This is a genomic window from Lactobacillus sp. wkB8 (genome assembly GCF_000761135.1).
GTDB lineage: Bacteria > Bacillota > Bacilli > Lactobacillales > Lactobacillaceae > Lactobacillus > Lactobacillus helsingborgensis.
This window is the reverse complement of the sequence record NZ_CP009531.1, coordinates 60,301-72,732: the sequence shown is the minus strand read 5'-3', so window position 1 is coordinate 72,732 and position 12,432 is coordinate 60,301. Positions and strand designations below refer to the sequence as shown.

The window sequence follows — 12,432 nt, the reverse complement described above, 5'->3', positions numbered from 1 at the left end:
TATTTTGCCTCCTTAGAATAAATCTGCATCTTCGTATTCATCTTCGGTTTGAATCGCTTTTGCTGTGCCAGATGAATTACTACTATTATTGCTACCAGTTTTACCGGATATCTGGTAGACAATATAAGCAATTAAAACGGCAATAAATACTAAGCCAATAGTACTCATTTTGGCAAAAGCAATCATTGCAAAACCAAATAGAAAGTAGATTAATTGTAGCTTATTTTTAATCAGCATATTCATTAACATTGCAATACCAAGAGCAGGCAGTAAGCCACCCAGCACCGTGATAATGCTGGTTATTTGCGTTGGAATTACTTTGAGTAAAGCCTCAACTGCCCCCCTGCCAAAGTAAATTGCCGCCCATATTGGCACTGCACGTACTAAGAAAGTAATAATTTGCGGCCAAACGACTTGGTCCATAATAAGGGCATGTTTATTAAAACGGTCAATATCACGATCCGCTCTATGATTAAAATAGGAAAAACCTGCCATTCTTAAGTTATAAAAAATTAAGCCAAATGTTTGACCAATAAAAATAGCAAGGGTAACTGCAATTGCAGGGTCTTTGGTTGTAGCCATTGCTAAACCAATGCCGCCATAAGAAGCATAAGTGATTTCCGTACTTGAAGTTCCGCCAGTATGCATTGTCGCAATGAAAACCGCTTGTACAGCTAACCCGCAAAGTATACCTGCCTTAACATCTCCAAAAATCAAACCACAAATGAAGCCTGCAATTAAAGGTCTGCCTAAAATATAGAACCCGTAGGCAACGCCACCCATAACGATACTATCAACTGCTCCTAAGTATCCGAAAATACCAACTAAAGCAGCTTGCCAAAAAAGAGCCATATTCATTTTTATCCCTCCTTGGCTTTCAACTCATCGTAATGTTTTCTAACCTCAGGCCACGTTTTTTTCTTTTCATCCGGAATCAGTTGAAAAGAAATATTTATGCCATGGTTATACATGTAGTCAAATGCTTCATAATCTTTATCATCAAGGGCTAAAGTTCTTTCAACGACTATTGCCCCTTCACGCGTATTCATTGGTCCTACATTCAGTTCATTACCCCAATCAGCACCGTTTTGCAGAAGCTTAGCAAAAGTTTGGGGTGAATTTGATATTAAGAAAAAGTTTTTGTGTGACTGTACCCCCTTTTTAATTATTTCTGGACCTTTATCATCGCTAAATATACCTACTTTTAAGTTTCCAGCTGCTGCTTTTAAAACTTTTGTTCTGAGTTTATCGTGAATGATCTTATCACCCACTACTAAGAAACCATCTATGGGTCTTTCCTTCGACCATCTCGTGGTGGTTTGACCATGAATCACACGGTCATCCACTCTAGCTAATGTTATTGCCATAGAGAAACACCTTCCTCTAGCTAAAATTCAATATCTTGATTTGTGTCCGCTGTTTCTTTAGCTACACAAACTCCTTCCTTACCGAATTTTTCAGCTAAATCTGTGATTTCATCTAAACTTGGCTTGCTAGTTAGTGACAAGCCGACTTCTAAAAGCATAGGCAAATTAAGACCCGCTACAACTCTAATCTTTTGCGGATTTTGAAGATATTTTGCAAAGCACTCATTATAAGGCGAACCACCCTTAATATCGCAAAGGATTAATAAATCATCTGTTTCTTGATCTATGATGTGGGCAAGTTCTTTTTTAAATTGACCAGTATCATCAGGACTTAGTCCTAAATATTTAATCTGATTGTTTGAACCTGCAAGCATTTGATAACTGCTATAAATGCCTTTTGCCATATTCCCGTGTGTTGTAATTAATATCTTCATTATTTGTAACCTACCTATATAAAATAGAAGTGACTTTATATTGATCAGTTCTAAGCAAAGCGTCGGAGCATTCTATCGGCTCATCATTTGCGGCAAAAGTAACTTGGTTTAATTCTAAAGCAGCATCATTTGGTGCCAATTCCATTATTTTTGCCTGTTTTTTGTTTAGATTACGTGCTGAAAAATTCCTGATACCATATTTAATTTTTATTCCTGCATCTTTTTCTATTGCAGCAAATAAAGCAACATTATTAAAATCTACTTTTGCTATTTCCGGGCACTTATCAAGAGAAATCCAATTAAAAGTAAGTATAGCCGGCGTGTCTTCAACACTTCTGAGACGTACCAAATATAATACTTTCTGCTCTTTATCTATTTTTAACTTTTTCTGGATTTCTTTGGTAGGCTCGACAATTTTCTTTTCTATCACTTGCGTGGAAAAATTAATATTCTTGGCTTTCATCGTTTCGGCATACGAGACTAATTCTTGCGCAAAAGGATAAGAAATCTGCGGTTTCGTCACAAAAGTTCCTTTACCCTGAACTTTTTCCAAAGTACCTTCTTTGACTAATAAAGAGATTGCTTTTCTAACAGTCCCTCGTGCTACTCCCAGATTGTCAACAAACCATTTTTCAGATGGAATTTTGTCGCCGGGTGTTAATATTTTTTTATTAATGTCTGTCTTTATTTGGTTCGCAATTTGCTGGTAAATGGATATTGGAGAATTATTATCTATTGATATATTACTCATAGGGATTCATTCCTTCTTTAAAAGTTATTTATTTATAGTATAATCTTTGTTTTTATTATAAAGCATTATACTATTCGCCCTAAAAGCAATATAGCTAAATAAATTAATCAGCTATAGAATCATCATTTCCCTTTATCCCAGTGATAATTTGTGGCCCTGCGCTCGTACCCAGCAATGATGCTCCTGCTTCAAGCAAAGATAGAGCCTGCTGTCTAGTTCTGATACCACCAGAAGCTTTCACTTCACATTTGTCTTGTGCAATTCTCTTTAATAATTGGATGTCATCAATGGTAGCGTGACCACCTTTACCCCAACCACTAGAGTTTTTCAGATAAGTGGCACCAGCATCCCTGGCAAGTTCAGCTGCCTTAATCTTTTCTTCGCGTGTCAACATACCAAATTCGAGCATAATTTTAACAACCTTGCCGCCTGCTGCCTTGACCACAGCGGCAATTTCATTTTGGTATTCATCATACATACCAGCCTTTAGGAAGCCGACATTGGGCATCCAGTCAAGTTGATCTGCCCCGTCCGCAAAGCATCTTTGAGCCTCAAACACTTTAACTTCTGTCTTTTGTGCCCCCATTGGAAAACTCATACACGTGGCAACTTGAATGTTGGTACCTTTTAATTCCTCCTTTGCAAGTGTGACCCATTGCGGCTGAATCATGACACCATTAAAGCCAAAGTGCTTGCAATCATCACACAAACCTCTTATATCATCTGGCGTTAATTCTGGATTAACATTAGTATGTTGAATCTTAGAAGCCAATTCCTTATCCGACAAATTTAACATAATAAACCACCTTTCATATTGATTAGCTTGTCTTGTGCAATTGCTGTAATCGCTTACAGTTATATATAAACATTCATAGACGTCTATGTCAAGAGCAAAATAAAAATAATTTTTTTTAGTAAAATAAATACCATTATTAGCAGTGTTTAAATTGCTGGGCACTGGCCTTTCATTAAATACAAATATTGCAAAAAAGGGTAAATAAAAAGAACTATCGCACTGACAGCTCTTTTTTGCCTATTTTAAGCCAAAAGTCTAATTAAATTTATATCTGCTAAGTTCATGAGGCAATACGGCAGTATTATCCTGCACTACTTGCTTTCAGCTAGTTTAACGGCATAATCAATTGCATTTTTTAAACTGACTTCATTAGCTGTGCCTTTAAGAACCTGATCAAAGGCGGTGCCATGATCAACCGACGTTCTGATAATTGGCAGACCCAAAGTGACATTGATTCCTGCAACACTATCCCACTTCTTCTTTTGCTCATCATATTGAAAGCCAATTACTTTTACCGGTATATGTCCTTGGTCATGATACATTGCAACTACAATGTCGTACATCCCACCATGACATTTGGCAAAAACTGTATCAGCAGGAACGGGACCAGTCACGTTAACACCTTTTGCCCGCATTTCTGCAACTGCTGGTGCAATTTCCTTTATTTCTTCATCACCAAATAAGCCATTTTCTCCTGCATGTGGGTTTAGCCCTGCAACTGCTACCCGCGGATTTTTGAGGCCCAAATTACGGCAAACCTCGTCAGCCAGTTTAATACATTCTGCAACCCTAGGCTTTTTCACCAAATCACAGGCTTTTCTCAAAGAAACGTGTGTAGAAACATGAACCACCCTTAAATTGCCGTGGGCGAGCATCATCGTGTAGTTTGGAGTATGGGTAAATTTACCATAGATTTCAGTATGCCCAGCATAGTGGTGTCCTGCTAAGTTCATTGCCTCTTTGTTTAGGGCATTCGTTACGGTAGCATCAACTTCATGGGCATTAGCCAGTTCAATCACTTTTTTGACATATTGAAAAGCAGCGTTACCCGCCATTTTGCTGACTTGGCCAAACTGCAATTCAGAGATTTCAACTTCGTGCATATCGTAAACATCCATTGTCCCGTATTGGAACTTAGCATCTTTAACGTTAGTAATGGGGTTAAGCTGCAGTTTACGATCGGGTAATATTTCCATTACTTTTTCGAGAACATTGCTATCACCTATTAATAAAGGTCGGCATTTTTCATAAAGTCGTTGATCCTGAAAAGTTTTCAAAGAAATTTCCGGTCCTATACTTGCAGGATCTCCCATTGTAATACCAACAATTGGTCTACCCATCAGTTTTATCTCCTTTTCAACTACTTTTTATATTCACTGTAATACTTATCTATAGTATTTTGAATAGTCGTCACTGCTTCTTTAGTTAAACCATTAAATGGTGCGCGTGGCATCCCCACAGGATAGCCCATGACATTAGTTGCTTTCTTAACAATGGTATTAGGATTTCCTAACTTGAAACAGTTTCTAAACGGACGGATAGAGTCTTGCGCTTTTCTAGCTTCTTCCCATTTACCAGCTTGATAGTAGCGGTAGATTGATACCATAATTTCCGGTAATACATTCGCACAAGCGGCAATACCACCGGTACCTCCGGCTTTTAAAGTCCACAAAATGAGAGAATCGTTACCTGATATGACTGCAAAGTCCTTATTTCTGGTTAATTCAATGTACTGTAAAATATTGTCGAAATTACCGCTTGAATCCTTAATACCAGCAATATGTGGCAAATTGGCCAGGCGAGCCACAGTTTTAGGTGCGAGAGCATTGCCCGTCCTTGCAGGGATGTTATAAAGCAAAATTGGAACATGAACAGCATCATTTAAAGCCTGATAATGCTTAAATAAATCTTCCTGTGAAGCTTGCGCAAACCACGGAGTAATAACTGATAATGCGTCTGCCCCTAGCTCCTCAGCTTGCTGCGACAACTGAATTGTTTCTGCCGTAGAAACACAACCTGTGCCCACATATACTGGAACCCGGTGATTTGCCTGTTTAATTACCGTTTCCATCACTTTTAATTTTTCATCATGGCTAAGAATATATCCTTCACCGTTTGTGCCTAGCGTAAAAACTCCGCTGATGCCGGAATTAATCTGCCGCTCAACCTGATTTTTCAACTCTGCATAATTTATTTGGCCATTTTCATCCATCGGGGTCACCATTGCTGCAATAATACCCTGAGCAATCTTTGTCTGACACATTTTAAAAACTCCTCCTTCTAAACTACATTACTGCTTTATAAATTTGAGCAATTTCTGAGCGCGTTAATTTTTTCAGATTGTGACTGAGCAAGCGCTTTTGCTCTAGTGCTGAATCAACTAAAAAGTCCAAGTCTGTTTCCTGTACACCAAATTTTTTAAGATCAGTTGGTATTTCGGTTTTTGCAACAATTTCTGCAATCTTAGCAATTACAAAATCGGCTTTCGCACTAGTACTTTTACTGCCTTCTTCCGGCCAAATATTAGTGCAAAGTGCTGCTAAACGATCTTCAATCGCCGGCTTGTTAGTTTCCATGCATGCTTTAAATAAAATGGCATTAGCTACGCCATGAGCAATATGGAATTTGCCACCAAGCGGATACGACAAGGCATGAACTATGTTGGTTCCGGAAGCGGTGATTGCTACACCACCATAAAAGGCACCCAGTTGCAGCGCTTCACGTGCCTGAATATCCTTTGTATCTTGATAGGCCTTAATAATATTCTTAAAAATCAATTTAGCACCAAGAAGTGCCACACCGTCACTCATTACAGTGGCGTTCTTAGCCGTATAACATTCAACGCAGTGACTGAGAGCGTCAATTGCTGACGAGGCAAGAATTGACTTCGGCAGGTTTTTAACATTATTGCCATCAAGCAGAACTAAATCCGGGAGCATTGCATCCGCTACAATACCAAACTTAACCTGTTTTTCCGGAATGCTGACTATCGCATTAATTGTGGCTTCTGAGCCTGTACCCGCAGTAGTCGGAATAAAAACGGTGGCACAGTGTTTTTGTGCTTTGGTCGGATCATTAATCAGATCTTTAACGCTCAAATCGGTATGAAGCAATAGTGAAATCAGTTTGGCAGCATCCATTACCGAGCCGCCCCCGATAGCTACGATCGTATTGAAGTTAAACTGGCTAACCTTCTTAAAAAGAGCATCAACTTGGGTATAGCTTGGTTCAGGTTTAATTTCGGATTCAATTTGATAAGCAATACCATGTGCTTGCAGGTAATCTTCTAGCGGTTGAACCAAACCCGCTTTTAACAGTCCTTGATCGGTGAAAAGTAAAACATTTGTATTTTTTCTGGTTTGCAAAAATTCACCTAATTTGTCCAGTAAATTTTCACCCAGATATACCCTCTGGGGTAACTTTAAAAAAGCTTCTTTCATCACAGTCTTACTCCTTTTCTTCTTTGACCCAGTCTTCTGTAAACTCGACAAAAGCAATATTTTGTCTGAAATAGGTAAACGTCAAAGCAATTTTGCCGTTTATTGTCGGTTTAACTGAGGGATACGAAAATTCCCTATTCTTCTTATCTTTAGAATTATTAGTGAGAGCATAACCGCTGCCTTCGGCAACATTTCTTACATAGGGCCAAGTTTTACCGTTATCTTCTGAAATTGCCACGGTTAATGGTGCCCGGGGCGCACCCCAAAAAGCAGTTTTAGCAGCTTTTTTGTTGGATGTTTCCTTGGCCGTGGTTTTTTCGGAAAATAATGATAGTCTTCTCACTGTTGCATCTTCAGCACTGGACTTATTAAAAGCTAAAATTATGTTGCCGTCAGGCAGCAGTGCTGCTTGAATAGATGAGTTATTATTCGGCAAGTCAATTGCCTTAGGTGGCGTCCAACTGCTGCCGTCATTAGAAAAAGAACGGTAGATATTATCAGCCCAGCGACTTCTAAAAAAGCCTACATACCCCGCGTTATTTTGCAGCTTGACAATACTCATTTGAACGCAGCCCTGACTATCGGGGACTTCGTATTCTTTCCAAGTTTGTCCGCTATCCTGCGAAACCCGGACGCAACTGTAATCATAACTGCCATCCCACGGTTTGCCGTCATTTTTAACCACACAATGATAAAGGGTAAAAGCCACTCTCCATTAGCAGTTACAACTAGCGGATGACGAATAAACAGACCACTTTCACTTGGAAATAGATTACTTTGCATGCTCCATGTTTTCCCATTATCATGTGAAACACGATATTGAATTATTGCCGTATCTTCATTTCCACCAACTTGGGAAGTGTAAAGTAGCCAAATATCGCCATCAGGTGCCGCAAATAAAACCGGATTTTGATCGGAACGACCGGGATTGTTCGACATTGGAACCGGCTTTGACCAGCTATCTGTTCCTGCTCTCAATTCAGCCATAAAAATGGTAATGTCGTCTGTTCCTTCTTCAGTACCTGAAAACCAAGTACACAAGGTATCACCATTAGGTAATATCAATAAGTTGGAAGCATGACTTTGAATTCCGGAATCTGGCAACAACATAGTTCTGTCAAATTTAGCAGTTAAGCTTTCTTGTAATTCCATGATATTTCTGCCTTCTTTCCTAAAGAACGTAATTTATTTAAACCAAACATAATCAAACTCGAATCTCCAAAAGCACCAGCTTTAGAAATCATATTAATGCCGTCAAACTCACCACCAACAACGGTTAATAGCGGCATCCCCAAAGCAACTTCTTCTCTAATTATCGTTCCCTGCGCCTTCACAATTCTTAAAATACTTTGTGCAGTTGTACCGCCAGTAACAAATAAGCCAGAAACAGGAAATGCTTTAATCACGCGGCGGCAAATACCTGCCAGTATCATTTGAATGGTGTTCTCCATTTCCGTACCAACTATGCCAGCATCATTAAAACTGGTCTTGGTTTTTATTAAATCTGCCCTTTTTAGTGATGCGGAAGATACCAAGGCCAAATTTCTGCCTTTTTTTAAAATGCGTACAGCCTGGTCAACGTACTCAGAATAATTTTCTGTTTTATAAATTTCATAAATCGGCAATGCAATGATAGCCAGCCCATTTTCTTTGGCATAAAGAATCTGTTTTCTAGTTTTACTGCTGACGCTGCCAACTAAAGCAATTGCTGGCGTTGCCATGCTGCTCTTTTTGACCATTCCTTCAATTAGACCAGAGGAGCCAACCCAGAGGATTTTGCCTTTTAATCCCTGAAATAGAGAAACAATTTTGCAAAAATCCTCATCATTTTCGGTATCAAAGCCAAAGCACTTTTTGCTCAAATCCAAATCCTTGTTAGATCGTAGATCTTTTAAAGAATAATATTGCACGCTATTAACGCCAAAGCTTTGGGCCAAGATTGTTTCAACATTATCCAGTAATACCGGCTTAACGGGATCGCAGGCAAATTCCGTTTTGCGCAATTCTTTACCACTAACCAAAACTTTCTTATTAATTACCTGCCTGTCTAACGCCGGCAAGGCTGGTGCAAAAACAACGTAATCTGGTGCAAAACGGTCGTTAATCGCTCTCAATTCAGTAACAATATTACCCCTCAAAGTCGAATCAACTTTTTTATAAACAAAATCGAACTGGTTCATATCAATTGAATTTAAGATTGTTTTTGTTTTTTCATAAGCCGTTTTTTCTGAGTCATTTCGTGTTTCCGTATCAATTACACAAGAAGTGTGGGGAACAATATTAATTGCTGAGAAAAAAACATTTACTGGCATACCTTCTTCTGTAAGCTTAACACCGGTATCATTAGCACCAGTAAAGTCATCAGCAATTATCAAAAATTTAGCCATTTTTCCACCCGCCATCAGATATTCTTTACATAGATAATCTTAAAATGATTAAGAACAAAGCTGTAATATTTTTTGTTTCACTTTTAAACACTTATCAGGTAATTAAAAGTGAAGTATACTAACTCTAAAAATATGTTCAAAATTGAAACGGAGGTTATTATGACTGCTAAAATTCTCTGCATCGTTCCCTATCCCGGTTTGAGAAACAAAGTCCAACACTTTTTTAAGCAATTAACAACAGAGAATGCTGATCTGGACATTCAAATTCAAATTGAACTAGCTAATTTAGCGAATAAAAACAATTTAGCCGATTTAGTTAAGAATAATGATTTTGACTTATTACTTTCCCGTGGTGGAACTTTCGCTTTTTTGGAAAAACAAACCAATGTACCTGTAATAGATATTGGTATTTCCCAGTACGATATTATTCGGACGATCAAAAGCATTCCCGACTTGAGTAAGTCCGCTATCATCTGCTATGAGGCCTTCGATCAAGCTATCTCCCAAACTTTGGCTCAATTTAATATTAAAATGACCAAATATGTGGTACAGAAAAAAATGGATATTAAAAATGCAATGGCAAAGCTTGCAGCAAGCGGTTATCACAATATAATTTGTGATTCAGGCATAATTGTCGCTTCCAACAATATCTACCACCTCAATTCTTATCTGATTGAATCGGGAGACGAAGTTGTCTATCAAGCACTTAAAACCTGTTTTCTCTTACTTAGGGAAAAGGAAACAAATATTAATTACTTCAATCTGCTTTCCGAAACCCTCGCAGCATTTCATAATTACACACTCTTTTTTGAAAAAAATAATTATTTTAACGTTTTATTCAGCACTAATAAGAAAAAAGCCGCGTTTTTGGCAAAAAAGGTGCGTAAAGCGCTCAGCGACGCCACACCGATCGTAACCTGGGCTAATTCCTCCTGGCACGTAGTAGTAACGCAGACAACCAACTTTTCAATTGCCACACTGGATTATTTAGGAAAAGCGCCATCAAACAGTCAAACACACTTTGATGCGGACTATATCTCCTCAGTCTATTCGACCTGCTATGATAACCAGTTTTTCAAATTACTCAGACACTATTCTCACCTCCAAGCCCCCGTTGCCATAATCGGTGCGGATGGACTTGAAAAAGAATATTTAGGCAGCCTAATCTTTAAAGAAACAGACGCTGCAGCTCCAATTCAGATTTCTCTGTCAGATCATGAAAGCTTAAGCAAAGCTCTTGCTGATAATGACTCGATATTCTTTGATAATCACCATCTTATTCAGATCACCGGCTTAGAGAAATTGCCAAGTACTGACCAAAATGACTTTTTTGAATTTATCCGTAAATCCAATTTGGACGGCAGAAACAAGTTGGTTTTCTTAATTACCCAGCCTTATGGAACAAAGTTGAACATTTCTTTTCCTGATTACCTCACAGTTAACGAACTCTTTTTAAAACCTTTAAACGCAATGTCTTATGACGTTTTTAATCAGTTGGTACACTCCATTCTCAACGATTTTAATTTAAAGACGGGTAAAACTTTTTCAGGAATTTCTGACACAGCATTGGATCATCTATCGAGTTACCCGTGGCCCCACAACTACCGCGAATTTATTCACGTTTTGACTACTGCCCTAGCAGTAGCTGACGCGCCGATTTTAAAGGGCAAAGATATTGATCTGATCTTAACTCAGCTGGCTGTGAGTGAAAAATCACAGCCAGAACAAGCGGCTTTAAAGGCAGCCAGCCCCGCACATCGAGGACTTTCTTTACATGATATTATCGTCCAAGACATTAAACAGGCGCTCAAAGAAAATAATGGCAATAAAACCAAAACCGCTAAAGAATTAAACATTAGTCGCGCAACTTTATGGCGCTATTTAAAACGGTAAAAACTGGGTTATTATCAAACTGCTGCCAAATTATGCTGGGAATAATACACAGCACATCACAGCAACAACGGTGATATAAATTATTGTTAACGGGATAGTATAGACAAATGTTCTGCCAATTTTATAGTGTCCCTGGGCAACAGCAATACCTATGGCAGTATCCATTGGCATAATAATTGCAGCATTAGATGCAATTACGGTTGCTAAACCTGCAGCACGGGGATCAAGTCCGGAAGCAACAGCCACTGCAATAGCGATTGGCGTTAAAATCATGGTTGTTCCCATGTTCGACCCGGTCAAGTTGGCCATGATTGTTGCCGCAAAAGCAAAGACAAAGGTAATGACCCAAATGCTGGAATTATTGCCCAGAACTCCTTGTAGTGCTGAACCAATCATTTTGGTTACGCCTTTAGCAGCCATGATATCAGCAAGACCAAACATTCCGCCTAAAAGATAGATAATGGGACTGGACATGCCCTCGCGAATTTCTTTAAAACTGATAATATTGCAAAAATACATCAGGCCAATTCCTACTAGTGGGATAACGTAGACAATATTTCCTAATTGATTGGTAAAAAACATGGCAATTGTAGTTACAACAAAAGAAATGTAAATCAAATTTTCCTGCCATGATTTTAAGTTATCAGTTGCTTCTTCTTCCTGTTCTTTTTGATCCTGCCCCGCATCAATTTTTAATTCCTTTTTTGGTAAAACACGATACGCAATTAAGGAATAAACAAATGCAACTAAAAGTGGCACTGCACCGGCAATGATCCAAGTGCCCATACTTACTGTATGGCTGAAGCCAGCGTTAGTAATAAAATTATTTAACGCTAATACATAAACCATGGTCATACCCATAGGAATTTTACGAGCGCTAATATCGACCATTGAAGCCAGCGGCAACAGCATTTGTCCCGACGGTATGCCGCCACCTGCTGGTAAAGTTGACAAAACCAAACAGATTAATAAGGTTGCAGGTCCCGGTTCCATTACTGTCATCAGAATAACAGTGAATAATAGCAAAACTACAAATAGTGTCAGCCCACTTTTACCTTTTTGAATTTTTAACAAAAATGCCTGTAATTTATGAATAGCACGTGTCCGCGCAAAAAGTGAACTGATAATTACATATCCTGCAGTTAAGATAGTGTTATTGTTAATAAAGCCACCGTATGCTTGTTGTACGGTGGCTGTTCCAGTTAAAACCAAAATTGTACAGGCGGCAACTGGCGCAAATCCAAAATCAAACTTATCAGAAACCATTGCTACGATCATTACAGCCATTACAATTAAAACAATGTACGCTTGTGACATTTTAATGACCTCTCTCAAATAAAACATACCGGTTAATCGCTTACATT

General features: G+C 38.6%; 12 protein-coding genes and 1 pseudogene. 1 reads left to right on the top strand and 12 read right to left on the bottom strand.

Annotation, left to right across the window (positions count from 1 at the left end):
* Positions 1–12: 12 nt before the first annotated feature.
* From LACWKB8_RS00310 to LACWKB8_RS08945, 11 genes and pseudogenes are all read right to left on the bottom strand, one after another.
* Positions 13–858 (bottom strand): PTS sugar transporter subunit IIC, encoded by an 846-nt coding sequence (locus LACWKB8_RS00310; protein ID WP_038520578.1) that lies wholly within the window; start codon positions 856–858, stop codon positions 13–15.
* Between the two features lie 2 nt (positions 859–860).
* Positions 861–1,367 (bottom strand): PTS sugar transporter subunit IIB, encoded by a 507-nt coding sequence (locus tag LACWKB8_RS00305; RefSeq protein WP_038520575.1) that lies wholly within the window; start codon positions 1,365–1,367, stop codon positions 861–863.
* Between the two features lie 20 nt (positions 1,368–1,387).
* Positions 1,388–1,801, bottom strand: a complete 414-nt coding sequence (locus LACWKB8_RS00300; RefSeq protein ID WP_038520572.1) for a PTS sugar transporter subunit IIA — start codon at positions 1,799–1,801, stop codon at positions 1,388–1,390.
* 10 nt (positions 1,802–1,811) lie between these two features.
* The gene (locus LACWKB8_RS00295; protein ID WP_038520570.1) at positions 1,812–2,552 is read right to left on the bottom strand and encodes a GntR family transcriptional regulator; all 741 of its coding nucleotides are present in this window, start codon (positions 2,550–2,552) and stop codon (positions 1,812–1,814) included.
* Between the two features lie 103 nt (positions 2,553–2,655).
* Positions 2,656–3,348, bottom strand: coding sequence for a deoxyribose-phosphate aldolase (deoC, locus tag LACWKB8_RS00290; protein ID WP_038520567.1), 693 nt, complete (start codon positions 3,346–3,348; stop codon positions 2,656–2,658).
* Between the two features lie 311 nt (positions 3,349–3,659).
* On the bottom strand, positions 3,660–4,688 hold the full coding sequence (gene pdxA / locus LACWKB8_RS00285; RefSeq protein WP_038520564.1) for a 4-hydroxythreonine-4-phosphate dehydrogenase PdxA: 1,029 nt from the start codon (positions 4,686–4,688) through the stop codon (positions 3,660–3,662).
* Positions 4,689–4,708: 20 nt separating this feature from the next.
* Complete coding sequence (gene dapA, locus LACWKB8_RS00280) at positions 4,709–5,611, bottom strand: 4-hydroxy-tetrahydrodipicolinate synthase (protein WP_038520561.1); 903 nt, start codon at positions 5,609–5,611, stop codon at positions 4,709–4,711.
* Positions 5,612–5,633: 22 nt separating this feature from the next.
* Positions 5,634–6,788 carry an iron-containing alcohol dehydrogenase gene (locus tag LACWKB8_RS00275; RefSeq protein WP_038520557.1) on the bottom strand — a complete coding sequence of 385 codons (1,155 nt, stop codon included), beginning with the start codon at positions 6,786–6,788 and terminating at the stop codon, positions 5,634–5,636.
* A gap of 7 nt (positions 6,789–6,795) precedes the next feature.
* The gene (locus tag LACWKB8_RS09205) at positions 6,796–7,473 is read right to left on the bottom strand and encodes an exo-alpha-sialidase (RefSeq protein ID WP_166484932.1); all 678 of its coding nucleotides are present in this window, start codon (positions 7,471–7,473) and stop codon (positions 6,796–6,798) included.
* 59 nt (positions 7,474–7,532) lie between these two features.
* Positions 7,533–7,775 (bottom strand): annotated as a pseudogene (locus LACWKB8_RS09315) (exo-alpha-sialidase); the annotation flags it as partial.
* A 143-nt stretch (positions 7,776–7,918) separates the two neighbouring features.
* Positions 7,919–9,175 carry a four-carbon acid sugar kinase family protein gene (locus LACWKB8_RS08945; protein ID WP_166484931.1) on the bottom strand — a complete coding sequence of 419 codons (1,257 nt, stop codon included), beginning with the start codon at positions 9,173–9,175 and terminating at the stop codon, positions 7,919–7,921.
* A 159-nt stretch (positions 9,176–9,334) separates the two neighbouring features.
* Here LACWKB8_RS08945 and LACWKB8_RS00260 point away from each other — a divergent pair, with 159 nt between their 5' ends.
* Entirely contained in the window at positions 9,335–11,068 is a 1,734-nt protein-coding gene (locus tag LACWKB8_RS00260; protein WP_038520554.1) for a PrpR N-terminal domain-containing protein, read from the top strand.
* A gap of 30 nt (positions 11,069–11,098) precedes the next feature.
* On the opposite strand, the gene LACWKB8_RS00255 is transcribed toward LACWKB8_RS00260, so the two are convergent.
* A complete protein-coding gene (locus LACWKB8_RS00255) occupies positions 11,099–12,385 on the bottom strand; it encodes an SLC13 family permease (protein WP_038520551.1) in 1,287 nt (428 codons plus the stop codon).
* Positions 12,386–12,432 lie beyond the last annotated feature (47 nt).

Coding starts and splice junctions, on each gene's coding strand:
- LACWKB8_RS00310 (WP_038520578.1), bottom strand. CDS start 858: ATGAATATGGCTCTTTTTTGGCAAGCTGCTTTAGTTGGTATTTTCGGA.
- dapA (WP_038520561.1), bottom strand. CDS start 5,611: ATGTGTCAGACAAAGATTGCTCAGGGTATTATTGCAGCAATGGTGACC.
- LACWKB8_RS00260 (WP_038520554.1), top strand. CDS start 9,335: ATGACTGCTAAAATTCTCTGCATCGTTCCCTATCCCGGTTTGAGAAAC.
- LACWKB8_RS08945 (WP_166484931.1), bottom strand. CDS start 9,175: ATGGCTAAATTTTTGATAATTGCTGATGACTTTACTGGTGCTAATGAT.
- deoC (WP_038520567.1), bottom strand. CDS start 3,348: ATGTTAAATTTGTCGGATAAGGAATTGGCTTCTAAGATTCAACATACT.
- LACWKB8_RS00295 (WP_038520570.1), bottom strand. CDS start 2,552: ATGAGTAATATATCAATAGATAATAATTCTCCAATATCCATTTACCAG.
- LACWKB8_RS00305 (WP_038520575.1), bottom strand. CDS start 1,367: ATGGCAATAACATTAGCTAGAGTGGATGACCGTGTGATTCATGGTCAA.
- LACWKB8_RS00300 (WP_038520572.1), bottom strand. CDS start 1,801: ATGAAGATATTAATTACAACACACGGGAATATGGCAAAAGGCATTTAT.
- pdxA (WP_038520564.1), bottom strand. CDS start 4,688: ATGGGTAGACCAATTGTTGGTATTACAATGGGAGATCCTGCAAGTATA.
- LACWKB8_RS00275 (WP_038520557.1), bottom strand. CDS start 6,788: ATGAAAGAAGCTTTTTTAAAGTTACCCCAGAGGGTATATCTGGGTGAA.
- LACWKB8_RS00255 (WP_038520551.1), bottom strand. CDS start 12,385: ATGTCACAAGCGTACATTGTTTTAATTGTAATGGCTGTAATGATCGTA.